The organism is Pantoea sp. PvP021 (genome assembly GCF_054056055.1).
Window position 1 is genome coordinate 117,240 of record NZ_JBSRXX010000012.1, and the last position, 25,541, is coordinate 142,780.

At 54.5% G+C, this 25,541-nt stretch carries 24 protein-coding genes; 16 read left to right on the forward strand and 8 right to left on the reverse strand.

Annotated features, from left to right (window positions below; translation table 11 throughout):
- Nucleotides 1-11: 11 nt before the first annotated feature.
- The 14 genes from rseP to ACVKSX_RS22250 all read left to right on the forward strand — a co-directional run bounded on the left by rseP (nt 12) and on the right by ACVKSX_RS22250 (nt 17,566).
- Nucleotides 12-1,358 carry a sigma E protease regulator RseP gene (gene rseP / locus ACVKSX_RS22185; RefSeq protein WP_010671861.1) on the forward strand — a complete coding sequence of 449 codons (1,347 nt, stop codon included), beginning with the start codon at nt 12-14 and terminating at the stop codon, nt 1,356-1,358.
- A gap of 51 nt (nt 1,359-1,409) precedes the next feature.
- Complete coding sequence (gene bamA / locus ACVKSX_RS22190) at nt 1,410-3,821, forward strand: outer membrane protein assembly factor BamA (RefSeq protein ID WP_010254119.1); 2,412 nt, start codon at nt 1,410-1,412, stop codon at nt 3,819-3,821.
- Nucleotides 3,822-3,931: 110 nt separating this feature from the next.
- Nucleotides 3,932-4,429 (forward strand): molecular chaperone Skp, encoded by a 498-nt coding sequence (gene skp / locus ACVKSX_RS22195; RefSeq protein WP_010254125.1) that lies wholly within the window; start codon nt 3,932-3,934, stop codon nt 4,427-4,429.
- Nucleotides 4,430-4,432: 3 nt separating this feature from the next.
- Nucleotides 4,433-5,458, forward strand: a complete 1,026-nt coding sequence (gene lpxD / locus ACVKSX_RS22200) for a UDP-3-O-(3-hydroxymyristoyl)glucosamine N-acyltransferase (RefSeq protein WP_010254128.1) — start codon at nt 4,433-4,435, stop codon at nt 5,456-5,458.
- 152 nt (nt 5,459-5,610) lie between these two features.
- A complete protein-coding gene (fabZ, locus tag ACVKSX_RS22205; RefSeq protein WP_003852639.1) occupies nt 5,611-6,066 on the forward strand; it encodes a 3-hydroxyacyl-ACP dehydratase FabZ in 456 nt (151 codons plus the stop codon).
- Between the two features lie 3 nt (nt 6,067-6,069).
- On the forward strand, nt 6,070-6,858 hold the full coding sequence (lpxA, locus tag ACVKSX_RS22210; RefSeq protein ID WP_010254134.1) for an acyl-ACP--UDP-N-acetylglucosamine O-acyltransferase: 789 nt from the start codon (nt 6,070-6,072) through the stop codon (nt 6,856-6,858).
- Nucleotides 6,859-6,861: 3 nt separating this feature from the next.
- Entirely contained in the window at nt 6,862-8,010 is a 1,149-nt protein-coding gene (gene lpxB, locus ACVKSX_RS22215; RefSeq protein ID WP_010254138.1) for a lipid-A-disaccharide synthase, read from the forward strand.
- Nucleotides 8,003-8,629, forward strand: coding sequence for a ribonuclease HII (rnhB, locus tag ACVKSX_RS22220; protein ID WP_022625455.1), 627 nt, complete (start codon nt 8,003-8,005; stop codon nt 8,627-8,629). The genes lpxB and rnhB overlap by 8 nt, the downstream gene beginning before the upstream one ends.
- Before the next feature lie 31 nt (nt 8,630-8,660).
- Complete coding sequence (gene dnaE / locus ACVKSX_RS22225) at nt 8,661-12,143, forward strand: DNA polymerase III subunit alpha (protein ID WP_010671865.1); 3,483 nt, start codon at nt 8,661-8,663, stop codon at nt 12,141-12,143.
- A gap of 12 nt (nt 12,144-12,155) precedes the next feature.
- Nucleotides 12,156-13,112 carry an acetyl-CoA carboxylase carboxyl transferase subunit alpha gene (gene accA / locus ACVKSX_RS22230; RefSeq protein ID WP_010254150.1) on the forward strand — a complete coding sequence of 319 codons (957 nt, stop codon included), beginning with the start codon at nt 12,156-12,158 and terminating at the stop codon, nt 13,110-13,112.
- Between the two features lie 169 nt (nt 13,113-13,281).
- Nucleotides 13,282-15,432: a lysine decarboxylase LdcC gene (locus ACVKSX_RS22235; protein WP_158131985.1), complete on the forward strand. Its 2,151-nt coding sequence runs from the start codon at nt 13,282-13,284 to the stop codon at nt 15,430-15,432.
- 64 nt (nt 15,433-15,496) lie between these two features.
- Entirely contained in the window at nt 15,497-15,886 is a 390-nt protein-coding gene (locus tag ACVKSX_RS22240; protein ID WP_010671867.1) for a VOC family protein, read from the forward strand.
- A gap of 52 nt (nt 15,887-15,938) precedes the next feature.
- On the forward strand, nt 15,939-17,258 hold the full coding sequence (gene tilS, locus ACVKSX_RS22245; protein ID WP_354439073.1) for a tRNA lysidine(34) synthetase TilS: 1,320 nt from the start codon (nt 15,939-15,941) through the stop codon (nt 17,256-17,258).
- Complete coding sequence (locus ACVKSX_RS22250) at nt 17,258-17,566, forward strand: c-type cytochrome (RefSeq protein ID WP_311973395.1); 309 nt, start codon at nt 17,258-17,260, stop codon at nt 17,564-17,566. Before tilS ends, ACVKSX_RS22250 begins: the two co-directional genes overlap by 1 nt.
- 40 nt (nt 17,567-17,606) lie before the next feature.
- On the opposite strand, the gene rof is transcribed toward ACVKSX_RS22250, so the two are convergent.
- Nucleotides 17,607-17,867: a Rho-binding antiterminator gene (gene rof, locus ACVKSX_RS22255; protein WP_010254167.1), complete on the reverse strand. Its 261-nt coding sequence runs from the start codon at nt 17,865-17,867 to the stop codon at nt 17,607-17,609.
- Nucleotides 17,854-18,054: a YaeP family protein gene (locus tag ACVKSX_RS22260; protein WP_010254172.1), complete on the reverse strand. Its 201-nt coding sequence runs from the start codon at nt 18,052-18,054 to the stop codon at nt 17,854-17,856. The genes rof and ACVKSX_RS22260 overlap by 14 nt, the downstream gene beginning before the upstream one ends.
- Nucleotides 18,055-18,271: 217 nt before the next feature.
- Between ACVKSX_RS22260 and arfB the strand changes: the two genes are divergently transcribed.
- Nucleotides 18,272-18,682, forward strand: a complete 411-nt coding sequence (arfB, locus tag ACVKSX_RS22265; protein ID WP_010254175.1) for an alternative ribosome rescue aminoacyl-tRNA hydrolase ArfB — start codon at nt 18,272-18,274, stop codon at nt 18,680-18,682.
- 232 nt (nt 18,683-18,914) lie between these two features.
- Here arfB and proS read toward each other — a convergent pair whose 3' ends face one another.
- From proS to metN, 6 genes are all read right to left on the reverse strand, one after another.
- A complete protein-coding gene (gene proS, locus ACVKSX_RS22270) occupies nt 18,915-20,633 on the reverse strand; it encodes a proline--tRNA ligase (RefSeq protein ID WP_010671869.1) in 1,719 nt (572 codons plus the stop codon).
- Between the two features lie 89 nt (nt 20,634-20,722).
- Complete coding sequence (gene tsaA, locus ACVKSX_RS22275) at nt 20,723-21,427, reverse strand: tRNA (N6-threonylcarbamoyladenosine(37)-N6)-methyltransferase TrmO (protein ID WP_010254180.1); 705 nt, start codon at nt 21,425-21,427, stop codon at nt 20,723-20,725.
- Nucleotides 21,424-21,822 carry an Rcs stress response system protein RcsF gene (gene rcsF / locus ACVKSX_RS22280; RefSeq protein ID WP_010254182.1) on the reverse strand — a complete coding sequence of 133 codons (399 nt, stop codon included), beginning with the start codon at nt 21,820-21,822 and terminating at the stop codon, nt 21,424-21,426. The genes tsaA and rcsF overlap by 4 nt, the downstream gene beginning before the upstream one ends.
- A 128-nt stretch (nt 21,823-21,950) precedes the next feature.
- Entirely contained in the window at nt 21,951-22,766 is an 816-nt protein-coding gene (locus tag ACVKSX_RS22285) for a MetQ/NlpA family lipoprotein (protein WP_010254184.1), read from the reverse strand.
- Between the two features lie 34 nt (nt 22,767-22,800).
- Nucleotides 22,801-23,454 carry a methionine ABC transporter permease MetI gene (locus ACVKSX_RS22290; protein ID WP_003852613.1) on the reverse strand — a complete coding sequence of 218 codons (654 nt, stop codon included), beginning with the start codon at nt 23,452-23,454 and terminating at the stop codon, nt 22,801-22,803.
- Nucleotides 23,447-24,478, reverse strand: coding sequence for a methionine ABC transporter ATP-binding protein MetN (gene metN, locus ACVKSX_RS22295; protein ID WP_010254188.1), 1,032 nt, complete (start codon nt 24,476-24,478; stop codon nt 23,447-23,449). The genes ACVKSX_RS22290 and metN overlap by 8 nt, the downstream gene beginning before the upstream one ends.
- 189 nt (nt 24,479-24,667) lie before the next feature.
- Between metN and gmhB the strand changes: the two genes are divergently transcribed.
- Nucleotides 24,668-25,228 carry a D-glycero-beta-D-manno-heptose 1,7-bisphosphate 7-phosphatase gene (gene gmhB, locus ACVKSX_RS22300; protein WP_031591190.1) on the forward strand — a complete coding sequence of 187 codons (561 nt, stop codon included), beginning with the start codon at nt 24,668-24,670 and terminating at the stop codon, nt 25,226-25,228.
- The last annotated feature ends 313 nt before the right edge of the window (nt 25,229-25,541 follow it).

The following is a 25,541-nucleotide window of genomic DNA, read 5'->3' on the forward strand; positions in this document are numbered from 1 at the left end:
GACAGGCAAAGATGTTGAGCATACTCTGGAGTTTCGTCGCCTTTATCGTTGCGCTGGGCGTATTAATTACCGTTCATGAGTTTGGCCATTTCTGGGTCGCTCGTCGCTGTGGCGTCAAAGTTGAGCGCTTTTCCATTGGTTTTGGTAAGTCGCTCTGGCAGCGCCGTGATCGCCACGGCACCGAATTTGTCATCGCGCTGATTCCCCTTGGCGGCTACGTTAAAATGCTCGACGAGCGTGTTGAAAGCGTGCCAGCCGAATTTCGTCATCAGGCTTTTAACAACAAAGCCGTCTGGCAACGCGCCTCCATCATTGCGGCAGGTCCTGTCGCTAATTTCATCTTTGCCATCTTTGCCTACTGGGTTGTGTTTATTCACGGCGTGCCCGGCGTGCGCCCGGTAATCGGTGAAATTTTAAACGGTTCGGTGGCTGCGGAAGCTCAAATTACGCCCGGGATGGAACTTAAGGCTGTTGACGGTATCGAAACGCCTGACTGGGATGCTGTGCGTATGGCGCTGGTGGGTAAAATCGGCGACAGCAGCACCACCTTAACGGTGGCTCGATTTGGCGAGGACGCGACCCAGCAGAAACAGCTGGATTTGCGTAACTGGCAGTTTGAGCCTGATAAGCAGGATCCGGTCGTCGCGTTAGGGATTCAGCCACGCGGTCCGCAGATTGAGACCACGCTGGCAGAAGTGCAGGCGAACTCGCCAGCCAGTGAAGCCGGTTTGCAAGCAGGCGACAGGATCGTTAAAGTCGATGGTCAGCCATTATCGCAGTGGCAGACTTTTGTCACGCAGGTCCGGGATAACCCCGGCAAAAGCATGGCGCTTGAGGTGGATCGCGGCGGTGAGTCTATTGCGCTGACGATGACGCCAGAAGCGAAATCTGGCAGTAAAGCGGGATTTGCGGGTGTCATTCCGCGCATTGTTCCTCTGCCAGAAGAGTACAAGACGGTAAGACAGTATGGCGCGTTTGCGGCTATCGGTGAGGCTAGTGTAAAAACCTGGCAACTGATGAAGCTCACCGTCTCCATGCTGGGCAAGTTAATAACCGGTGATGTGAAGCTGAACAACCTGAGCGGGCCAATTTCGATTGCGCAGGGTGCAGGGTTGTCAGCAGAGTATGGGTTGATTTACTACCTGATGTTCCTGGCGTTGATTAGCGTCAACCTGGGCATCATCAACCTGTTCCCTCTGCCGGTTTTAGATGGTGGGCACTTGCTCTTCCTGGCGATCGAAAAGATCAAGGGTGGACCGGTGTCCGAGCGAGTTCAGGACTTTAGTTATCGCATCGGTTCAATTTTACTGGTGCTGTTAATGGGGCTTGCACTTTTCAATGATTTCTCACGTTTGTAACCGCTGGAACGCGAACATTCGAGGGATGTGTTAGGAAAACGCATAACAACGATGGCGATGAAAAAGTTGCTCATAGCGTCGCTGCTGTTTAGCAGCGCCACCGTTTACGGTGCAGACGATTTCGTAGTGAAGGATATTCATTTCGAAGGGCTGCAGCGAGTCGCCGTCGGCGCGGCTCTGCTGAGCATGCCAGTACGGGTTGGCGATACGGTGAATGACGATGATGTCAGAAATACCATTCGCTCGCTGTTCGCTACTGGCAACTTTGAGGATGTTCAGGTCCTGCGAGACGGTACAACGCTGATTGTCCAGGTCAAAGAACGTCCTACCATTGCCAGCATTACCTTCACCGGTAACAAAGCGGTGAAAGAGGATCAGCTCAAACAAAATCTGGAAGCCTCAGGTGTCCGTGTCGGCGAAGCGCTGGACCGTACCACCATCTCCTCTATCGAGAAGGGACTTGAGGATTTCTACTACAGCGTAGGTAAATATACCGCCAACGTGAAAGCCGTGGTCACGCCACTGCCGCGTAACCGTGTGGATCTGAAGCTGGTCTTTACTGAAGGTGTCTCTGCAAAAATTCAGCAGATCAACATCGTCGGTAATAAAGCCTTTAGCTCCGATGAGCTGATTTCCCGCTTCCAGCTGCGCGATGAAGTGCCATGGTGGAACGTGGTCGGCGATCGTAAATATCAGAAGCAGAAACTGGCGGGTGACCTTGAAACCCTGCGCAGCTTCTATCTGGATCGTGGCTATGCACGCTTTAACATCGATTCAACGCAGGTCAGTCTGACGCCTGATAAAAAAGGCATCTACATCACGGTGAACATCACCGAAGGTGACCAGTACAAAATCGCTGGCGTGATCGTCAATGGCAGCATGGCGGGCCATTCAGCAGAAATTGAACATCTGACCAAGATTCCGGCAGGCGAGCTTTATAACGGCGCCAAAGTCACGAAAATGGAAGATGACATCAAGAAACTGCTGGGCCGCTACGGCTATGCCTATCCGCGCGTGGCAACACAGCCAGAAATCAACGACGCCGACAAAACCGTAAAACTGCATATCAATGTGGATGCGGGTAACCGTTATTATGTCCGTAACGTCCGTTTCGAAGGCAATGACACGTCGAAAGACTCCGTGTTACGTCGCGAAATGCGTCAGATGGAAGGCGCGTGGCTGGGCAGCGATCTGGTTGAACAGGGTAAAGAGCGTCTGAACCGTACCGGTTACTTTGAAACCGTTGATGTGGATACTCAGCGTGTGCCAGGTTCGCCGGACCAGGTTGACGTGGTCTACAAGGTTAAAGAGCGTAACACCGGTACCTTTAACTTCGGCGTCGGCTACGGCACCGAAAGTGGTGTGAGCTTCCAGGTCGGCGTCACGCAGGATAACTGGCTGGGCACCGGTAATACCGTGGGCATCAGCGGGACCAAGAACGATTACCAGACCTATGCTGAATTCTCGCTGACTGACCCTTACTTCACCGTTGATGGTGTCAGTCTGGGTGGTCGTCTGTTCTACAACGACTTTAAAGCAGATAACGCAGACCTTTCTGACTATACCAACAAAAGTTATGGTCTGGATGGCACGCTTGGCTTCCCGGTTAACGAAAACAACACCCTGCGTGTCGGTCTGGGCTATGTCCACAATGACCTGTCAAACATGCAGCCTCAGGTGGCGATGTGGCGTTATCTTGACTCGGTCGGCAAGCCGCAGCAGCTCAATGATGAAGGTGATTTCTCAGCAGATGACTTCACCTTTAACTACGGCTGGACTTATAACACCCTGGACCGCGGCTTCTTCCCGACGTCCGGTAACCGTACCAACCTGAACGGTAAGGTGACGATTCCGGGCTCGGATAACAGCTTCTATAAGGCCACGCTGGATACTCAGCAGTATGTGCCGATTAACCAGGATCGTACCTGGGTGCTGTTAGGCCGTGGTCGCGTAGGTTATGGCGATGGTCTCGACGGCAAAGAGATGCCGTTCTACGAGAACTTCTACGCCGGTGGTTCAAGCACCGTGCGTGGCTTCCAGTCCAACACCATTGGACCGAAAGCAGCCTACTTAAATAACAACTCGTCGAACTGCCGAATCGCCGATCCAAATGGCGTCTGTAAGTCTGACGATGCGGTGGGCGGTAACGCCATGGCGATTGCCAGCCTTGAGCTGATTACGCCAACGCCGTTCCTGAGCGAGAAGTATGCTAACTCGGTTCGTACCTCGGTGTTTGTCGATGCCGGTACAGCGTGGGATACCCATTGGGAAAATACTGCGGAAACGCGTGCGGCGGGCATTCCTGACTACAGCGATCCAAACAATATCCGTGTATCCAGCGGTGTTGCGCTACAGTGGATGTCACCGCTCGGCCCGCTGGTGTTCTCTTACGCCCAGCCGATGAAGAAAGTCGATGGAGACAAGTCAGAGCAGTTCCAGTTTAACATTGGTAAAACCTGGTAATGTTCTGAGCATGGATGCATAGCTGAAGTATTGCTGCCGGACAGCACCTGTTGCTGTTCCGGGGCAAACACTGTGTCGCTGACACAAACGTTGATGGTAAGGAGTTTATAGTGAAAAAGTTGTTGTGTGCCGCAGGTCTGGGTCTTGCTTTAGCGGTTTCCGCTGGTGTTCAGGCTGCCGACAAAATTGCAGTGGTAAACGTGTCCAGCATTTTCCAACAGTTACCGCAACGTGCGACTGTTGCTAAACAGCTGGAAAACGAGTTCAAAGGCCGTGCAACTGAGTTGCAGAGCCAGGAGCGCGATCTGCAAACCAAAATGCAGCGTCTGCAGCGTGACGGTTCTACCATGAAGGCGAGCGAACGCAGCCGTATGGAAAAAGATGTCATGTCTCAGCGTGAAGCTTTCTCTACAAAAGCCCAGTCTTTTGAGCAGGATAATCGCCGTCGTCAGATGGAAGAGCGTAACAAGCTGCTGAGCCGTATTCAGGATGCCGTGAAGAAAGTCGCTGACAGCGATGGTTACGACGTCGTGATCGACGCTAACGCGGTGGCTTATGCGTCAAACGCAAAAGACATCACTGCTGACGTGCTGAAACAGGTTAAATAATTCATGTCATCTATTCGACTGGCTGATTTAGCCCAGCAGTTGGATGCAGAATTGCACGGAGATGGCGATATCGTCATCTCCGGCATTGCTTCTATGCAATCCGCCACAACTGGCCAAATCACTTTTCTTGCAAACAGCCGTTACCGCGAGCAACTCGCCCTGATTAAGGCCTCAGCCGTGGTGCTGACGGAAGCGGATCTGGAGTGGTGCAATACCGCAGCGCTGGTGGTGAAAGATCCCTACCTGACCTATGCGCGTATGGCACAAATACTCGATACCACGCCACAGCCAGCGCAAAATATTGCCCCCAGTGCAGTGATCGATCCCTCAGCCCGACTCGGCAGCAACGTCGCCATTGGCGCCAATGCGGTGATCGAAGCGGATGTTGAGCTGGGCGATAACGTGGTCATTGGTGCAGGATGTTTTGTTGGCAAAAAAACCCGTATCGGCAGCGGTACCCGTCTCTGGGCCAACGTCTCTGTTTATCACGAAATTGAAATCGGTCAGGATTGCCTGATTCAGTCAGGTACCGTCATCGGTTCTGATGGTTTCGGCTATGCCAACGATCGTGGTAACTGGGTGAAAATCCCGCAGTTAGGCGCGGTGATAATCGGCGATCGCGTAGAAATAGGTGCCTGCACCACTATCGATCGCGGTGCGCTGGATAACACTCTGATCGGCAATGGTGTTATCATAGACAACCAGTGCCAGATCGCTCACAACGTAGTTATTGGCGACAATACTGCGGTTGCAGGCGGTGTGATCATGGCGGGTAGTTTGAAAATTGGGCGTTACTGTATGATTGGCGGTGCCAGCGTCATTAACGGCCATATGGAAATCTGTGACAAAGTAACGGTGACCGGTATGGGTATGGTCATGCGTCCTATCACAGAGCCTGGTGTCTATTCATCAGGCATTCCGCTGCAACCCAACAAAACCTGGCGCAAAACTGCAGCGCTGGTGATGAACATCGATGACATGAGCAAACGCTTAAAAGCCATCGAGCGCAAGGTCGGCAAAGACGACTAACCGCCATCCCAAAACTGACCGGCTTTCATAATAAAAATGTTAAGCAGGGAAGCCCGGCGCCACAGAACCTATTTGCGGCCTGCGGAAGATCATTTTGATCTGTGCAGGCCGTGTTATTGATGTCATCAGATTTTTAGGACAGGAAGAGTATTTTGACTACTGAAACTCATACTCTGAAAATTGAAGAGATTTTAGAGCTGCTGCCGCACCGCTATCCGTTTCTGCTGGTAGACCGCGTGCTGGAATTTGAAGAGCACAAATACCTGCGTGCAGTGAAGAACGTTTCTGTTAATGAACCGTTTTTCCAGGGGCATTTCCCTGGTAAACCGATTTTTCCTGGCGTTCTGATCCTGGAAGCGATGGCGCAGGCTACCGGTATTCTGGCGTTTAAAAGCGTAGGTAAACTGGAGCCAGGCGAACTCTACTACTTTGCCGGTATCGACAGTGCCCGTTTCAAGCGCCCTGTGGTACCTGGCGACCAAATGATCATGGAAGTCACTTTCGAGAAAACCCGCCGTGGTCTGACCCGCTTTAAAGGCGTGGCGACTGTCGACGGTAAAATCGTTTGTGAAGCGACCATGATGTGTGCCCGCAGCCGGGAGGCATAATTCGTGATTGATCCAACAGCCACTATCCATCCCAGTTCTGTCATCGAAGAGGGCGCTATTATTGGCGCCCGCGTTCACATTGGCCCGTTTTGCTTTATTGGTGCGAATGTTGAGATCGGTGAAGGAACGGTACTGAAGTCACATGTTGTGGTGAACGGCCACACGCGCATCGGTAAAGATAATCAGATTTATCAGTTCGCCTCAATTGGCGAAGTGAATCAGGATCTGAAATATGCCGGTGAGCCAACACGGGTTGAGATCGGTGATCGTAACCGTATCCGTGAAAGCGTGACGATTCATCGCGGCACCACGCAGGGTGGCCAGGTCACCACAGTGGGCAGCGATAATCTGCTGATGGTTAATGCTCACATCGCGCATGACTGCGTGATTGGCAACCGCTGTATCTTCGCCAACAACGCCACCCTGGGTGGTCACGTGACGGTCGATGATTTCGCCATTATTGGCGGCATGACAGCGGTACATCAGTGGTGCATCATCGGTGCTCACGTGATGGTTGGCGGCTGTTCGGGCGTGGCGCAGGATGTGCCGCCTTACGTTATTGCGCAGGGCAACCACGCTACGCCGTTCGGGATCAATATCGAAGGTCTCAAGCGTCGCGGCTTCAGCAAAGAGTCGTTGCACGCTATCCGCAACGCCTATAAGTTGCTCTATCGCAGCGGCAGAACGCTGGAGGAAGTGAAACCGGAGATCGAAGCCATCGCACAGCAGCACAGCGAAGTGCAACCTTTCTACGATTTCTTCACCCGTTCAACCCGTGGATTAATTCGTTAATCCATGTCAGCGCGTCCCTTAACGATTGCCCTGGTCGCCGGAGAAACCTCCGGCGATATTCTTGGTGCAGGTCTGATCCGTGCCCTGAAAGCCCGTCATCCGGATGCACGCTTTGTCGGCGTGGCGGGGCCCCTGATGCAGGCAGAAGGATGTGAAGCCTGGTATGAGATGGAAGAGCTGGCGGTGATGGGCATTGTCGAGGTGCTCGGTCGCCTGCGACGCCTGCTGACAATCCGTCGCGATCTCACCCGGCGTTTTACCGAACTCAGACCCGATGTCTTTGTCGGGATTGATGCGCCCGATTTCAATATCACGCTGGAAGGCAATCTTAAACGCACTGGCATTCGCACTATCCACTATGTCAGCCCCTCGGTGTGGGCATGGCGGCAAAAGCGTGTCTTTAAGATTGGTCGTAACACCGACCTGGTGCTGGCGTTCCTGCCATTTGAAAAAGCTTTTTACGATCGCTATAACGTTCCCTGTCGTTTTATCGGTCACACCATGGCAGATGCCATGCCGCTGCAACCCGATAAGCTGGCTGCACGCCGTCATCTGGGCATTGCCGATGATGCGCTCTGCCTGGCCTTGCTGCCCGGCAGCCGGGGTGCGGAAGTGGAAATGCTCAGCGCCGATTTTCTGAAAACCGCTCAGTTGCTGCGTCGTCACTATCCGGCACTGGAAATCGTGGTGCCGCTGGTCAACGCCCGTCGCCGCGAACAGTTTGAGAAGATTAAAGCCGAAACCGCCCCCGAACTGCCGATGCATCTGCTTGATGGTCAGGGACGTGAGGCGATGATTGCGAGCGATGCCGCACTCCTGGCGTCAGGCACTGCCGCACTGGAGTGTATGCTGGCAAAATGCCCAATGGTCGTCGGTTATCGCATGAAGCCGGCCACCTTCTGGCTGGCAAAACGGCTGGTCAAAACCCCTTACGTCTCGCTGCCAAACCTGCTGGCAGGGCGTGAGCTGGTCAAAGAGTTACTGCAGGATGAGTGTCAGCCTGAAGCCCTGGCCGCAGCGTTAGATCCGCTGCTGCATGCCGGGCCTGAGCGAGAAACACTCCTGCAGACGTTTCATGAATTACATCAACAGATCCGCTGGAACGCCGATGAGCAGGCAGCGGATGCGGTACTGGAGCTGGTGAATGCCTGATTTTATCTATCCTGTCGCCAGACTGATTGCCGGTGTGGACGAAGTGGGGCGCGGTCCGCTGGTTGGCGCGGTCGTTACTGCCGCGGTGATCCTCGATCCGGCAAACCCGATTACCGGCCTGGCCGACTCGAAGAAACTGTCTGAAAAGCGCCGCCTCGCGTTGTATGACGAAATCAAAGAGAAAGCGCTGGCATGGAGTCTGGGACGCGCAGAGCCTGAAGAGATCGATCAGCTCAACATTCTGCATGCCACTATGCTGGCGATGCAGCGCGCCGTAGCTGGCCTCGGCATTCAGCCCGATTATGTGCTGATTGATGGTAATCGTTGCCCGGCACTGCCAATGCCTTCACAGGCGGTAGTTAAAGGGGATAGTCTGGTTGCCGAAATCAGTGCAGCATCGATCATCGCCAAAGTGTCGCGTGACCAGGAGATGACCGAACTCGATCTGCTGTTCCCGCAGTATGGTTTTGCGCAGCACAAAGGTTATCCGACGGCGCTGCATATGGAAAAACTGACGCAGTATGGCGTCACGCCGCACCACCGTCGCAGTTTTGCGCCCGTTCGCAATGCGCTGCTCGATGCTGAAGTACTGGCTGCACGCCAGACCCTTACGCTTTAATAGCCTGACGCTGTTTTAACCGGAAACTGATATGGCTGAACCCCGTTTTATACATCTGCGTGTCCACAGTGACTATTCGATGGTTGATGGCCTGGCGAAAACCGGGCCGTTAATCAAGAAGGCGGCTGCCCTTGGCATGCCGGCTATCGCGATTACCGACTTCACTAACCTCTGTGGCCTGGTGAAATTCTACGGTGGCGCGCACAGCGCAGGGATAAAGCCGGTCATTGGTGCCGATTTCAACGTTGCCAGTGAGCTGATGGGGGATGAACTTACACAGCTTACCGTGCTGGCGTCCAGTAATACCGGATACCAGAACCTGACGCTGCTGATCTCCCGTGCCTATCAGCGTGGGTATGGCGTGGACGGACCGATCATCGACCGCGACTGGCTGATTGAATTGCAGGAAGGATTAATCCTGCTGTCGGGCGGACGGCGCGGCGATGTGGGTCGCAGCCTGCTGCGCGGCAACAATGCCCTGGTTTCGCAATGCCTGTCGTTTTACCAGCAACATTTCCCCGATCGCTACTACCTGGAGCTGATTCGTACCGGCCGTCAGGACGAAGAGAGCTATCTGCATGCGGCAGTTGAACTGGCGATTGCAGAGGGAATACCGGTGGTTGCCACCAATGAAGTCTGCTTTATCAATGCAGAAGATTTCGATGCGCACGAAATTCGCGTTGCCATTCATGACGGCTATACGCTGGATGATCCCAAGCGTCCGCGTAACTACAGTCCTCAGCAATATATGCGCAGCGAAGAGGAGATGTGCGAGCTCTTCTCGGACATCCCGGAAGCGCTGGAAAACAGCGTAGAGATTGCTAAGCGTTGTAACGTCACGGTCCGACTGGGCGAGTACTTCCTGCCGCAGTTCCCGACCGGTGACATGACCACCGAAGATTATCTGGTGGTGAAATCCCGTGAGGGTCTGGAAGAGCGTCTCGAGTTCCTGTTCCCGGACGAAGCCGAACGCCTTGAGAAACGCCCGGAATATGATGAACGTCTGGAGATTGAACTCAACGTTATTAACCAGATGGGTTTCCCCGGCTACTTCCTGATCGTAATGGAGTTCATCCAGTGGTCGAAGGACAACGGCGTGCCGGTCGGGCCGGGGCGTGGTTCCGGTGCCGGTTCGCTGGTGGCCTATGCGCTGAAAATCACCGATATCGATCCGCTGGAATTTGACCTGCTGTTCGAACGCTTCCTGAACCCGGAACGCGTCTCGATGCCCGATTTCGACGTCGACTTCTGCATGGAGAAGCGCGATCAGGTGATCGAACACGTTGCAGATATGTACGGACGTGAAGCGGTTTCCCAGATTATTACCTTCGGCACCATGGCGGCGAAAGCGGTCATTCGCGATGTGGGCCGCGTGCTGGGACATCCTTACGGCTTCGTTGACCGCATTTCAAAACTGATCCCGCCCGATCCCGGCATGACGCTGGAAAAAGCCTTTATTGCTGAACCGCAGCTTCCCGCCATGTATGACGCGGACGAAGAGGTTAAAGCGCTGATCGACATGGCGCGCAAGCTGGAAGGGGTCACGCGTAACGCCGGTAAACATGCGGGCGGCGTGGTCATTGCGCCAACGAAGATCACCGATTTTGCGCCGCTCTATTGCGATGAGCATGGGCAGTTCCCGGTGACCCAGTTCGATAAAAATGATGTGGAATATGCCGGCCTGGTGAAGTTCGACTTCCTGGGTCTGCGTACGCTGACCATCATCGACTGGGCGCTGAAGATGATCAACCCGCGCCGGGAAAAGCAGGGACTGGAGCCGATCGATATCGCCTCTATCCCGCTGGATGATAAGAAAAGCTTCGATATGCTGCAGCGCTCGGAAACCACCGCGGTGTTCCAGCTTGAATCGCGCGGCATGAAAGATCTGATTAAGCGTCTGAAGCCCGACTGCTTCGAAGATATGATCGCACTGGTGGCGCTGTTCCGTCCTGGCCCACTGCAGTCTGGCATGGTGGATAACTTCATTGACCGTAAGCATGGCCGTGAAGCGATCTCCTATCCCGACATTCAGTGGCAGCACGAAAGCCTGAAACCGGTGCTGGAACCGACCTACGGCATCATCCTTTATCAGGAACAGGTGATGCAGATCGCCCAGGTTCTCTCCGGTTACACGCTGGGCGGTGCGGATATGCTGCGTCGCGCCATGGGTAAAAAGAAACCCGAGGAGATGGCCAAACAGCGTTCTGTATTCCGCGACGGTGCCGAAAGCATGGGTATCGACGGGGAACTGTCGATGAAGATCTTCGATCTGGTAGAAAAATTTGCAGGTTATGGCTTTAACAAGTCACACTCTGCGGCCTACGCACTCGTCTCCTACCAGACGTTGTGGCTGAAGGCGCACTATCCGGCTGAGTTTATGGCTGCGGTCATGACCGCCGACATGGATAACACCGAGAAAGTGGTTGGCCTGGTCGATGAGTGCTGGCGGATGGGACTGAAAGTCCTGCCGCCTGATATCAACTCCGGTCTTTATCAGTTCCATGTTAATGACGCGGGCGAGATCGTTTACGGCATTGGCGCGATTAAAGGCGTCGGTGAAGGTCCGATCGAAGCGATCATCGACGCCCGTAACGAAGGCGGTTATTTCCGCGAGTTGTTTGATCTCTGCGCCCGTACCGACACCAAAAAGATCAACCGTCGGGTAATGGAAAAATTGATCATGTCCGGGGCCTTTGATCGCCTTGGACCGCATCGTGCTGCGCTGATGAGTTCACTCAGTGACGCGTTAAAAGCGGCCGATCAGCACGCGAAAGCGGAAGCGATTGGCCAGGCTGATATGTTTGGCGTACTTGCGGAAGAGCCGGAGCAGGTTGAGAAATCGTACGCCAGCGTCACGCCGTGGCCTGAGCAGGTGCAGCTGGATGGCGAACGGGAAACGCTGGGTCTTTACCTTACCGGCCACCCGATTAATCAGTACCTGAAAGAAATTGAGCGTTATGTTGGCGGGGTGCGGCTGAAAGATATGCATCCTACCGATCGGGGTAAAATTACCGTGGCGGCCGGTCTGGTGATCGCGGCACGGGTAATGGTCACCAAACGCGGCAACCGAATTGGTATCTGTACTCTGGACGATCGCTCCGGTCGTCTTGAGGTGATGTTATTTACCGATGCGTTAGATAAATACCAGCAGTTGCTGGAGAAAGACCGAATTCTGATCGTCAGCGGACAGGTCAGCTTTGATGACTTCAGTGGTGGCCTTAAAATGACCGCTCGTGAAGTCATGGACATCGACGAAGCTCGCGAAAAATACGCGCGCGGACTTGCTATCTCGCTGACGGACAGGCAAATTGATGACCAGCTATTAAACCGACTCCGTCAGTCTCTGGAACCTCATCGATCAGGGACTATTCCGGTGCATCTCTACTATCAGAGAGCCGACGCGCGAGCGAAGCTGCGCTTTGGTGCCGCGTGGCGAATTTCGCCCAGCGATCGTTTACTTAACGATCTGCGCTCGTTGATTGGATCGGAGCAGGTGGAACTGGAGTTTGACTAGAACAGGAACATTATGAGTCTTAATTACCTGGATTTTGAACAGCCAATTGCAGAACTGGAAGCGAAGATCGATTCGCTGACCTCAATTGGTCGTCAGGATGATAAACACGTTAATCTGGATGAAGAAGTTCAGCGTCTGCGTGAGAAAAGCGTTGAGCTGACCCGTAAGATCTTCGCCGATTTAGGCGCATGGCAAATCGCTCAGCTGGCGCGTCATCCTTTGCGTCCTTACACCTTTGACTACGTGCGCAACGCCTTCGACGATTTCGATGAGCTGGCGGGCGACCGTGCTTATGCCGATGACAAAGCGATTGTGGGCGGGATTGCACGTCTTGATGGACGTCCGGTGATGATCATCGGGCACCAGAAAGGCCGTGAAACCAAAGAGAAAATTCGCCGTAACTTCGGCATGCCAGCACCGGAAGGCTATCGCAAAGCGCTGCGCCTGATGGAGATGGCTGAGCGTTTCAAAATGCCAATCATCACCTTCATCGACACACCGGGTGCCTATCCGGGTGTGGGCGCGGAAGAGCGTGGGCAGTCTGAAGCGATTGCCCGCAACCTGCGTGAAATGTCTGGCCTGAAAGTGCCGGTGATCTGTACGGTCATCGGTGAGGGCGGTTCAGGTGGTGCGCTGGCGATTGGCGTGGGCGACAAAGTGAATATGCTGCAGTACAGCACCTATTCAGTGATCTCGCCGGAAGGCTGTGCATCTATTCTGTGGAAAAGCGCTGACAAAGCGCCGCTGGCCGCTGAAGCGATGGGCATTACCGCTCACCGTCTGAAAGAGCTGAAGCTGATTGACTCGGTGATCCCTGAGCCGCTGGGTGGCGCGCATCGCCGTCCGGTTGATATGGCGCAGTCACTGAAGCAGCAGCTGCTGGCCGATCTGGCCGATCTCGATGGATTTAGCACTGAAGAGCTGCTGGATCGTCGTTATCAGCGCCTGATGAGCTACGGCTACGCCTGATTTAGCCCCATCAATAAAAGCGGACTCCGGTCCGCTTTTTTTATGCCGCCGGTTTATCTCCGCACGCTATTCCCCTCTCTTTCAGCGCCATCCGATAGCCGCCTTGCTACACCTTCCGCGGGTTAGCGGTTATGCTTGTCCGGTTCCACAATAATCAGGGAGATGGGCATTGAATATTCTGGCGATCATGGGCGCGCACGGCGTGTTTTATAAAGATGAACCGTTACGCGAACTCGACGCGGCGTTAAATCTGCAAGGCTTCAGGCTGCTTTACCCGAAAAACAGTGACGATCTGCTGAAACTGATCGAGCACAATCCGCGTATCAGCGGCGTCATCTTCGACTGGGACGCGCACAACAGTCCGGAACTCTGCCGTGAGATTAATCAGCTCAACGAATATCTGCCGCTGTACGCCTTTATCAACACCCACTCGCAGATGGACATCAGCGTCAATGAGATGCGCATGCCGCTGCACTTTTTTGAGTACGCGCTGAATGCCGCCGACGATATCGCGCTGCACATCCGGCAATATACCGATGACTATCTCGACCACATTACGCCGCCGCTGACTAAAGCGCTGTTCACCTATGTGAAAGAGGGCAAGTACACCTTCTGCACGCCGGGCCATATGGCGGGTACCGCGTTTCAGAAGAGCCCGGTGGGCTGCCTGTTCTACGATTTCTTCGGGGCCAATACCCTGAAATCGGACATCTCAATTTCCGTTACCGAACTGGGTTCGCTGCTTGATCACACCGGTCCGCACCTTGAAGCGGAGGAGTACATTGCACGCACTTTTGGTGCCGAGCAGAGTTACATGGTGACCAACGGGACCTCAACGTCGAACAAAATTGTCGGCATGTATGCCGCACCGGCGGGCAGCACCGTGCTGATCGATCGCAACTGCCACAAGTCACTGACCCATCTGCTGATGATGAGCGATCTTATCCCCATCTGGCTGAAGCCGACCCGCAATGCGTTGGGTATTCTCGGCGGTATCCCGAAGCAGGAGTTCACCCGCGAGAGTATTTCGCTCAAGGTGGCTGCCACCGACCGTGCCACGTGGCCGGTTCATGCGGTGATCACCAACTCCACCTATGATGGGCTGCTCTACAATACCCAGTACATCAAAGAGACACTGGATGTACCGTCGATTCATTTCGATTCAGCCTGGGTGCCTTACACTAATTTCCATCCGATCTACGCCGGTAAAAGTGGCATGAGTGGCGACCGCATCCCGGGAAAAGTGGTGTATGAGACGCAATCGACCCACAAACTGCTGGCGGCGTTTTCGCAGGCATCAATGATTCACATTAAGGGCGACTACGACGAACAGACGTTTAACGAAGCCTACATGATGCACACCACCACCTCGCCCAATTACGCCATCGTCTCCTCTATTGAAACTGCTGCTGCCATGCTGCGTGGCAATCCCGGTAAACGACTGATCAATCGCTCGGTGGAGCGCGCGCTGCACTTCCGTCGGGAGATCCAGCGCCTGCGCGAAGAGTCCGACAGCTGGTTCTTTGATATCTGGCAACCGGAAGAGGTTGACGAAGCGCAATGCTGGCCGATCCAGCCCGGCGACGAAGAGTGGCACGGATTTACTCAGGCCGATCGCGATCACATGTACCTGGATCCGATCAAAGTCACCATTCTGACGCCGGGCATGAGCGAACTGGGGAAGATGGCGGAAGAGGGGATCCCGGCGGCGCTGGTGGCGAAGTTTCTGGATGAGCGCGGCATCGTGGTGGAGAAAACCGGTCCCTATAACCTGCTGTTCCTGTTCAGCATCGGCATCGACAAAACCAAAGCAATGAGCGTGCTGCGCGGACTGACCGAGTTCAAACGCGCCTACGATCTTAATCTGCGGGTGAAAAACATGCTGCCGGATCTCTATGCCGAAGATCCTGACTTCTATCGCAATATGCGCATTCAGACACTGGCGCAGGGGATCCATCAGCTGATCCGCCATCACGATCTGCCGCGTCTGATGCTGCAGGCATTTGATGTCCTGCCCGAAATGAAGATGACGCCGCATCAGGCGTTTCAGCAGCAGGTGAAGGGCAACATCGAAACGGTGGATCTCAGCGAACTGGTCGGGCGGGTGTCGGCCAATATGATTCTGCCTTATCCGCCAGGCGTTCCACTGGTGATGCCAGGCGAGATGATTACTGAGAAGAGCCGCGCGGTGCTCGATTTTCTGCTGATGCTGTGCAGCATTGGACGGCATTATCCGGGCTTCGAAACGGATATTCACGGCGCCAGCCTGACCGAAGAGGGCGAGTATCGCGTCCGCGTGCTGAAAAACGACCTCGCATAAACCTTTAAACGACTATCAGCGGCAGGGTGTCTGCGGACAGCCTGCCCGAATCAGGGAATTGAACATGTTGCAGTTAACCGCTATTCACCACATCGCCATCATCGCCTCTGACTATCAGCGCAGCAAAGCATTCTATTGTGACGTACTGGGTTTCCGTCTGATGGGCGAATATTACCGCGAAGCGCGGGACTCCTGGAAAGGCGACCTTGCCCTACAGGATCGCTACACCATTGAGCTGTTCTCTTTTCCTGAGCCGCCGGCGCGGGTCAGTCATCCTGAAGCGTGTGGCCTGCGTCATCTGGCCTTTACCGTGCCGGATGTTGCCGCTGCCGTCGCGACGCTGGCCGATAAAGGCGTTATCTGCGAACCGATTCGCATTGATGACCTGACCGGTAAACAATGCACTTTCTTTGCCGATCCGGATGGTTTGCCGCTGGAGCTTTATCAGGCGTAAAATAGCGCGCTCAGCGGGCGACATTCAGTGGCCCGATTTTCTGGATTCTGCCATGTCTTTGCCCGCTTTTGACAACCTTTTGCAACCTGATGCCGCCCTGGTGGTCGCATTCAGCGGTGGACTGGATTCAACCGTGCTGCTGCATCAGCTTCGCGGCTGGCAGCAGCAGCATCCTCAGTTGCGCCTGCGGGCACTGCATGTTCACCATGGGCTTAGCCCGAATGCCGATCGCTGGGCAACCCATTGCCAGACGATTTGCGCGCAGTGGCAGCTGCCCTGTGAAGTGCTCCGCGTTAACGTTGATGGCAGGGAAAACGGCATTGAAGCAGCCGCCCGCACTGCCCGTTATCAGGCGCTGAGTGCGGCACTGCAGCCGGGCGAAGTGTTACTCACAGCGCAGCACCTCGACGATCAGTGCGAAACATTCCTGCTGGCGCTGAAGCGCGGCAGTGGTCCCGCCGGGCTGGCAGCGATGCCCGCGACACGCACGCTGGGTTCTCATCAGCTGGTGCGTCCGCTGCTGAATCAGACGCGACAGTCGCTTGAAGCCTATGCCGACGCGCATCAGCTGGCGTGGATTGAAGATGAGAGCAATCAGGATCTTCGCTACGACCGCAACTTTCTGCGTCAGCGGCTGCTGCCTGAGCTTCACCAGCGCTGGCCCCATTTTGCCGGGGCAGCGGCCCGCAGTGCGGCGTTATGCAGTGAGCAGGAGCAGTTGCTGGATGAACTGCTCACCGGGCAACTGGCAGAGCTGATCCAGCCTGATGGCAGCCTGCACTTTCCACCCATAATGGCCATGAGTGAGCTGCGTGCTAATGCCTTATTGCGGCGCTGGATCGCCGGACAGGGTGGGGCGATGCCGTCCCGTGAAGCGCTGAAACGCATCCACGACGAAGTGATGGCGAGCCGGGAGGATGCGCAGCCCCGGCTGCGATTCGGTCAGGCTGAACTCCGTCGTTACCGTCAGCAGCTCTACTGGCTGCCGTTGTTCAGTTCACTGCGCGACACCGTGCTGGCATGGCCCGATCTCTGCCAGCCGCTGGCGTTACCGCAGAATCTTGGCACGCTGCGTGCCAGCCAGTCAGAGAGCCTGTTGCGCTATCCTGAGCCGGATGAGCAGGTCAGCGTGCGGTTTCACGCACAGGGTCATGTCCATCTGGTGGGCCGTCGTGGCGGAAGGGAAATGAAAAAACTGTGGCAGGAGTTACAGATACCGCCGTGGCAGCGTGAACGGCTGCCGTTAATTTTTTATAACCAGACGCTGGTCTGCGTTCCGACTCTTTTTGTCACCCGTGATGGCGCGGCCACTGATCAGCAGGGCTGGCAGATAGTCTGGGATGGGGCATCCGGCACAGGAGAACAACCATAATGAAACAGTGGCTTATCGCCTGTTTAGCGGTCACCGTGTTACCGGCATGGGCAGCGGGTGATGTGCAGCGCGGCGCACAGAAAGCGGGCAGTTGCATGGCCTGTCATGGCGCAGCGGGAAAAGCGGCGGTGCCGCTCTATCCTGACCTGGCCGGGCAGCACGCACCTTATCTGGAACATGCGCTGCAGGCCTATAAAAAGGGCGAACGCAGTGGCGGTCAGGCTGAAGTCATGAAGGCGTTTGTGGCGGGATTGAGTGACAACGATATGGCGGATTTAGCGGCGTACTACAGTTCGTTGCAGCCCTGAAGTTTAACAGGGCGGAAAGGTCCCGCCCTGAATGCGTAGGTTACTCTGCGCTGACAACCACCGTACCCAACTCGGGATGGGTGAAGCTGGCGATATGGTCGAGACGTAATTCGCGATGTTCACCGGAAAGATCGATAGCCAGATATTCAACGTTCTTACGTGAAAAGATTTCTTTGGCTTTTGCCTTAAGCTGCTCGCCATCCTTCATTTCCAGCGACAGCATCCAGTTGTTCTGGCAGGCGAGTTCCAGATTATCGTAATCATCGCAATTGATAGGTTGGTACGCTTCATTTATCAACATAGTCGCTCACCAATAAGTTAGCAGCGGCGTAGGCCGCCTGTTCCCTGACAGAAGAGTTTAGCTCAGTATTTGCGGCAACATCATTAAGTGCCTTCAATGCGCAGCCAATCGCATCCGGTATGTAACCTAAATCCCCGCTGCCGATTTCGGCATACTTCCGGCGAACTAACTCACAATAATTTTGCACGTGGCCCTCCTCGGCAGAGCGTAAATACTCTGGTTAACTGGCGACTATATCATAGCCATTTAGAGGAAATCAGCCTGCGTAAAGCAGGAACAGTGCGCGAATCACTGCTAAAGTGACAGATTCCGCTGTCTGAGGCGGAATAAATCAGAGCACAAAAGGTTAATTTGATGAACAGGTTATCGGAGGTCAACGTGGTTAAGGTGTGGGGAGCGAGCTTATGATTATGCTATCCCGTTCGGTTGAGATTCCGGAAAGTGAGATCGAGCTGACGGCGATTCGTGCTCAGGGCGCAGGCGGACAACATGTCAATAAAGCCAGCACCGCCATTCATCTGCGCTTCGATATTGCTGCCTCTTCACTGCCCGCGTTTTATAAAGAGCGGCTGCTCACCGCCACTCATCATTTGATTACCGGTGATGGCGTTGTGGTGATCAAGGCGCAGGAGTATCGCAGTCAGGAGATGAATCGTGAAGCAGCGCTGCAACGTCTGGTTAATCTGATCCAGGAGCTGAGTACCGTGGAAAAAGCCCGGCGCGCCACGCGGCCGACCCGCGCCTCAAAAGAGCGCCGTCTGGAAGGAAAAGCCCGCCGCAGTTCAACTAAATCGATGCGCGGCAAGGTGCAATAAAAAACGCCCCGCAGGCGGGGCGTTTGAGTACTTACAACGTCAGGGGCGAGCGGCGAAGAGATCGAGCCTGCTCAGGGAACGCGGTCAGATCGGAAAGTCGCTAAAGCCATCCATGGCCGCTCGGCCCGCACCGTCCCTGGCGCGGGACGCTTTCCTCTCCTGACCCGGTTCCCTTCGCGTTGAGCTCATCTGTTGTGGCCAGATTCAGCCCGCTTTGATTAACGCTAAGAACTTACTTATTCAGAGCCTTCAGCAGGAATTCAACAATTTCATCCTGCTTAATCATCTGCTTCTCACCGGCACGACGTGATTTGTACTCAATCTCCTGATTATCGAGATTGCGATCACCAATGACGATGGTGTGTGGCACACCAATCAGTTCCATATCAGCGAACATCACGCCCGGACGCTCTTTACGGTCATCCAGAATAACCTCAACGCCTTTGGCACGGAGGGTGGCATACAGCTCTTCCGCCAGCTCTTTAACCCGGAACGATTTCTGCATATTCATTGGCAGAATCGCAACCTCGAAAGGTGCCAGTGCGGCTGGCCAGATAATGCCGCGGTCATCATGGTTCTGCTCAATGGCTGCCGCAACAACGCGGGTGATGCCGATGCCGTAGCAGCCCATGCTCATCACCTGATTGCGGCCATCTTCGCCCTGAACAGACGCTTTCAGCGCGTCAGAATACTTGGTGCCGAGCTGGAAAATATGACCGACTTCGATGCCGCGCTTAATCTGCAGCGTGCCTTTACCATCCGGGCTTAAATCGCCTTCGACCACGTTACGGATATCCGCAACGCTGGCCAGCGGCAGATCGCGCTCCCAGTTAATGCCGAAGTAGTGCTTACCATCGACGTTGGCGCCGGCGCTGAAGTCGCTCATCTTCGCCACGGTACGGTCAGCAATCACAGGCATCTGCAGACCAACCGGGCCGATTGAACCCGGTCCGGCACCCACTGCGGCGCGAATCTCTTCTTCGGTCGCGAACACCAGCGGTGACGCAACGATCTCTGACTTCTCCGCTTTGATCTCATTAAGCTGATGATCGCCGCGTACCAGCAGGGCAACCAGCGCGTGGCCGCTCTCTTCAGCACCTTTAACAATCAGCGTTTTCACTGTTTTTTCAACAGGCACGCTGAATTGCTCAACCAGCTCCGCGATGGTTTTTGCGTCTGGCGTCTCGACCAGTTGCATCTCCTGCGACGGCGCTGCGCGCTCACCGGCGGGTGCGACGGCTTCGGCCAGCTCAATGTTGGCCGCGTAATCAGAATCGGTAGAGAAGATCACATCATCTTCACCGCTCTGCGCCAGAACCTGGAACTCATGGGAGGCGCTGCCGCCAATCGAGCCGGTGTCGGCCTGCACGGCGCGGAAATCCAGACCCATACGGCTGAAGATCTGGCTATAGGCGCGGTACATCGCGTCATACGTTTCCTGCAGCGACTCCTGCGAAACGTGGAATGAGTAAGCATCTTTCATGATGAATTCACGTGAACGCATCACGCCAAAGCGCGGACGGACTTCATCACGGAATTTGGTCTGGATCTGATAGAGGTTGAGCGGCAGTTGCTTATAAGAGCTTAGCTCATTGCGGATTAGGTCAGTGACCACCTCTTCATGCGTCGGACCCAGCACGAACGGACGCTCGTGGCGATCTGCAATACGTAACAGTTCCGGGCCATACTCCTCCCAGCGACCGCTCTCCTGCCACAGGTCGGCGGGCTGCACAACCGGCATTAAAATCTCAACCGCGCCCGCGTTGTTCATCTCTTCGCGCACGATGTTTTCGACTTTTTTCAGCACGCGAACCCCGGTCGGTAACCAGGTGTACAAGCCAGAAGCCAGTTTGCGGATCATACCGGCGCGCAGCATCAGCTGGTGGCTGATCACTTCAGCGTCGGAAGGCGTCTCTTTCTGAGTAGAGAGCAGATATTGAGTAGTACGCATTGATTACGGTTCCAGTTGATCGGAAAGTCACAGACAGAATTTTGCTGGCGGCTAGTGTACCAGTGAGATCACCGGCTCAAAAGCGGGTTTTAACGCGGGTCGATGGCGATCACTTCAGTACCGGCATCGTCAATGCGCCAGCGTACATTAAAATCCATCAGCCAGGCCGCATATTCCCGCGCCTGCGTTTCACCCTGACGGTAAGCGGGACGGGGATCCTGTGCCAGCACTTCACTGATAAAGCGAGCCAGATTGGGGTAGCGCGACTGCTGGTGAAGCTGCTGTTGTGCCAGTGCGGAGAAGCGAACCGGCATATCAGCCGCAGGTGCCGCCTGAGCAAAACCCGCCTGGGCATGCGGCAATGCTTCGGCAAAGGGCAGATAAGGTTTGATATCCACCACCGGGGTGCCATCGACCAGATCCAGACTGCCAAGCTGCAGGATCACCTGCTGTTTTTCAATCCTGATACCTTTTAGCTCAACCAGCGACATGCCAATGGGATTGGGACGGAACGTTGAACGTGTCGCAAATACACCCATGCGCGCATTGCCGCCCAGCCGGGGAGGGCGAACCGTGGGACGCCAGCCGCCCTCCATCGTCTGATGGAAGACAAACAGCAGCCAGAGGTGGCTGAACGCTTCCAGTCCACGCACCGCTTCCGGCTGATTGTAAGGTGGCTGCAGGTGCAGTTCGCCGCCGCCATCCTGCACCAGCCCTGGCTGGCGCGGCACGGCAAACTTCTCCTTCCATGGTGAGCGGATTACCCCAATTTGCGCAAAGGCGAATTCACTCATTGATTGCTGACTTTCAGTGCCGAACCCTGACACACCGCCTGACGATAGCAGCCTGGCGTGCCGGTGACGATTTCACACTGATGCAGCAGCACCGCGTTGGCTTTCATCTGTGACGCTTTGATCTGCAGGCGTTTACGTGCAGTAGCGATGTTGGCTGGGGAGTTCTGATTACTCATCTGGCAATCTTCAGCGGAGACTTCACCCAGATCGCGGAACGGCTTGCTGACCAGATCGGCGGCATCGGTATAGAGCTTAACCGGTGCCGGTCGTGACACAGGCTTGCGGGTGGGTTCACTGGATTGCTGCGGCCGGGACGGTGCGCTGCTTATCGGGTGATACTCATGAACACACCCTGTCAGCATCAATGCTAACAAGCAGAGCGGTAAAAAACGCATGGCAACATCCTCAGGTTTCAAAAAGTGGCGTTATTGAAACAAGGACAAGAATAAATAACAAGTCGGGCAGGGCACCCAATAACAGAAAGGGCGGCATAGCGCCGCCCTTAAGGAGATGAACAGCTGAATTACCAGCCTTTAACCGCGCCGCCGTTAAAGACTTTGTTAGCGGCATCGTAGACTTCGTCAGACTGGTAAGCTTTGACGAATTTCTTCACGTTTTCCGCATCTTTATTATCTTCGCGCGCCACAATCAGGTTCACGTACGGTGAATCTTTATCTTCGACGAAAATACCATCTTTGGCTGGCGTCAGGCCAATCTGGCTGGCGTAGGTGGTGTTGATAACCGCCAGCGCGATCTGCTGATCGTCCAGTGAGCGTGGCAGCTGCGGCGCTTCCAGCTCAACAATTTTCAGATGCTTAGGGTTTTCAGTGATATCCAGTGAGGTTGGCAGCAGGCCCACGCCATCTTTCAGCTTGATCAGACCCACTTTCTGCAGCAGCAGCAGCGTACGGCCCAGGTTGGTCGGGTCGTTTGGAATAGCAACCTGAGCGCCATCCTGCAGCTCATCCAGTGACTTAATCTTTTTCGAATAGCCCGCGATTGGGTAGACGAAGGAGTTACCCACTGAAACCAGCTTGTAGCCACGATCTTTGATCTGCTGATCCAGATACGGTTTGTGCTGGAAGGCGTTGACGTCGATATCGCCTTTGCTCAGTGCTTCATTCGGCAGTACGTAATCGTTGAAGGTGACCAGCTCAACGTCCAGACCATATTTCTCTTTGGCAACTTTCTGCGCTGCTTCAGCAACCTGCTGCTCAGCACCGACAATCACACCCACTTTGATGTGGTTAGGGTCTTTCTCTTTTTGATCGCATCCTGCCAGCGCAATCGCGCCAATCAGTGCACCCACAGCGGCAATTTTCTTGAATCTGAAAGACATATCCTTTCCTTCTTAATAATGTGATATTGCTGGCTTATTTATGGGACACCGCATGCACGATGCGGTCGCCACAGAATTGAATGAGATACACCAAAACTACTAACAACACCAATACCGTATTCATCACAGTGGCGTTATATCCGATATAACCATACTGATAACCGATCTGGCCCAGACCACCGGCACCCACCGCGCCACCCATGGCGGAGTAACCAACCAGGGTAATCAGGGTGATGGTCGCAGCATTCACCAGGCCAGGCATCGCTTCCGGCAGCAGAACCTTACGGATGATCTGCATTGGCGTGGCGCCCATGGCACGTGATGCTTCAATCAGTCCGGTAGGCAGTTCCAGCAAGGCATTTTCAACCATACGTGCGATAAACGGCGCCGCGCCAACGGTCAATGGCACGATGGCCGCCTGCAGTCCGATTGAGGTGCCGACGATTACGCGAGTAAAAGGAATCATCCAGACCAGTAAGATAATGAAAGGAATGGAGCGGAAGATATTCACCAGCGCGGAGAGCACGCGATAAAGTCCCTGATTCTGCAGAATCTGGCCCGGACGGGTGACATAGAGTAAAACGCCGACCGGCAGACCCAGCACAAAACCGAAAAAGCCCGAGACGAAGGTCATCATCAGCGTTTCCCACACGCCCCGTCCCAGCAACCACATCATCGCTTCAGACATAACCTAACACCTCTACTTTCACATGATTCTCCTTCAGCCAGGCAATCGCCTCGCGGGTATCGCTTTCTGTGCCGTGCATTTCGGCCAGCATAATGCCGAACTTCACGCCACCGGCGTAATCCATCTGGGCACTGATAATGTTGTTATTCACGTTGTAACGGCGGGCAGCTTCAGACAGCAGCGGCGCATCAACCGATTTACCGGTGAATTCCAGCCGCAGCAGAGGCACGGTGCCTTCAGCGGCGGTGGCAGAAAGACGCTGCTGGTAATCATCCGGAATATCCAGATGCAGCGTAGACTGAATAAACTGCTGCGCCAGCGGTGTCTTAGGATGAGAGAAGACCTCACTGACGCTATCTTTCTCAATCAGCTCACCGTGACTGATGACCGCAACCTGATCGCAGATGCGTTTCACTACATCCATTTCATGGGTGATCAGCAGAATCGTCAGCCCAAGCCGGCGGTTAATGTCTTTAAGCAATTCCAGAATAGAGCGGGTCGTCGCGGGATCCAGTGCGCTGGTGGCTTCATCACACAGCAGAACCTTGGGATTGCTGGCCAGGGCGCGGGCAATCGCGACACGCTGCTTCTGTCCGCCCGACAGATTGGCGGGCCAGGCATCATGCTTGTCTGATAATCCCACCAGTTCCAGCAGCTCAGTTACGCGAGCCGTGATCTGAGCGCGGGAGAGATTACCGAGTTCCAGTGGAAGAGAAACGTTGCCCGCGACGGTACGGGAGTTCATCAGATTAAAGTGCTGGAATATCATGCCGATCTGGCGGCGCGCCTGAGTTAACTGACGTTCGTTGAGTGCGGTTAAATCAGCACCGTCTACCAGTACGCGGCCCGAAGTAGGGCGCTCCAGCAGGTTAACGCAACGAATCAACGTACTTTTACCGGCACCGGAAGCACCGATAACGCCATAAATCTGTCCGGCAGGCACGTGCAGGCTGACATCCGTTAACGCCGGAACAGACCGCGTGCCTTGCTGAAACACCTTGGTGATATTTTCTAGTTTAATCATTATGTTATTTATTATCGTGTTGCGTTGTCCGTGGTGTGGGAAGCCTCGTCGCTTTTATTCGGTATAAAAGCTGGATGGATGTTAAGGCATCCAGACGTCTAAATCAATGGAAGTGATTCAATCTGACATTCTCCCTTTTATAGCAATCATGCGATACTGATCGGCAATTTTTACAGCAGGAGTTTCTACGTGGCGAATAAAGTCCCCGCTATTTTTCTTGATCGTGATGGCACCCTTAATGTCGACAATGGCTATGTCCATGAGATCGATGACTTCCAGTTTATTGACGGCACGATTGAAGCGCTGCAACAACTGAAGGCAATGGGTTTTGCGCTGGTGGTCGTGACCAATCAGTCTGGCATCGCGCGCGGTATGTTTACTGAAGATACCTTTATGCGGCTGACAGAATGGATGGACTGGTCGCTAGCCGATCGCGATGTTGATCTTGATGGCATCTATTTCTGTCCTCACCATCCTGAAGCAACAGTAGCAGAGTTCCGTCAGGCCTGTGACTGTCGTAAGCCTCAGCCGGGTATGCTGCTGACGGCGCAGGAAGAACTGAATATTGATATGGCCGCTTCTTATATGGTGGGTGACAAGCTGGAAGATATGCTGGCAGGGCAGGCTGCCGGTGTCGGCATGAAAGTACTGGTGCGCAGCGGCAAACCGGTCACCGCTGAAGGTGAAGCAGCAGCAGATTGGGTGATTAATAGCCTGGCAGAGCTTCCGGCGCGCATTAAAAAGGGGTAAAACGGCGCTTTTGTGCAAATTTCAGACGAACAGAAAAAAAGTCTCAATTTGCACTTGCGCTATCTGAGCCGTTCCCTATAATGCGCCTCCACTGACACGGCAAACCGGAAACGGAAACGGGTCAGAAGGCACAGGAGACTGCGCCGCCGGAGAAAAACTTCTGAAATAGAGGTTGACTCTGCAGGAGGAAAGCGTAATATACGCCACCTCGCGACAGCACGCTAACGCACTGTTCGCACTGCTCTTTAACAATTTATCAGACAATCTGTGTGGGCACTCGCAGGATTGATATCAGCGTCTCCGGACGTAAAAA

Bases quoted from the DNA above. Each gene is read 5' to 3' on its own strand.
- rseP (WP_010671861.1), top strand. From the start codon at position 12: ATGTTGAGCATACTCTGGAGTTTCGTCGCCTTTATCGTTGCGCTGGGC.
- bamA (WP_010254119.1), top strand. From the start codon at position 1,410: ATGGCGATGAAAAAGTTGCTCATAGCGTCGCTGCTGTTTAGCAGCGCC.
- lpxD (WP_010254128.1), top strand. From the start codon at position 4,433: ATGTCATCTATTCGACTGGCTGATTTAGCCCAGCAGTTGGATGCAGAA.
- lpxB (WP_010254138.1), top strand. From the start codon at position 6,862: ATGTCAGCGCGTCCCTTAACGATTGCCCTGGTCGCCGGAGAAACCTCC.
- rnhB (WP_022625455.1), top strand. From the start codon at position 8,003: ATGCCTGATTTTATCTATCCTGTCGCCAGACTGATTGCCGGTGTGGAC.
- dnaE (WP_010671865.1), top strand. From the start codon at position 8,661: ATGGCTGAACCCCGTTTTATACATCTGCGTGTCCACAGTGACTATTCG.
- accA (WP_010254150.1), top strand. From the start codon at position 12,156: ATGAGTCTTAATTACCTGGATTTTGAACAGCCAATTGCAGAACTGGAA.
- ACVKSX_RS22240 (WP_010671867.1), top strand. From the start codon at position 15,497: ATGTTGCAGTTAACCGCTATTCACCACATCGCCATCATCGCCTCTGAC.
- tilS (WP_354439073.1), top strand. From the start codon at position 15,939: ATGTCTTTGCCCGCTTTTGACAACCTTTTGCAACCTGATGCCGCCCTG.
- ACVKSX_RS22250 (WP_311973395.1), top strand. From the start codon at position 17,258: ATGAAACAGTGGCTTATCGCCTGTTTAGCGGTCACCGTGTTACCGGCA.
- rof (WP_010254167.1), bottom strand. From the start codon at position 17,867: ATGTTGATAAATGAAGCGTACCAACCTATCAATTGCGATGATTACGAT.
- arfB (WP_010254175.1), top strand. From the start codon at position 18,272: ATGATTATGCTATCCCGTTCGGTTGAGATTCCGGAAAGTGAGATCGAG.
- proS (WP_010671869.1), bottom strand. From the start codon at position 20,633: ATGCGTACTACTCAATATCTGCTCTCTACTCAGAAAGAGACGCCTTCC.
- tsaA (WP_010254180.1), bottom strand. From the start codon at position 21,427: ATGAGTGAATTCGCCTTTGCGCAAATTGGGGTAATCCGCTCACCATGG.
- rcsF (WP_010254182.1), bottom strand. From the start codon at position 21,822: ATGCGTTTTTTACCGCTCTGCTTGTTAGCATTGATGCTGACAGGGTGT.
- ACVKSX_RS22285 (WP_010254184.1), bottom strand. From the start codon at position 22,766: ATGTCTTTCAGATTCAAGAAAATTGCCGCTGTGGGTGCACTGATTGGC.
- ACVKSX_RS22290 (WP_003852613.1), bottom strand. From the start codon at position 23,454: ATGTCTGAAGCGATGATGTGGTTGCTGGGACGGGGCGTGTGGGAAACG.
- metN (WP_010254188.1), bottom strand. From the start codon at position 24,478: ATGATTAAACTAGAAAATATCACCAAGGTGTTTCAGCAAGGCACGCGG.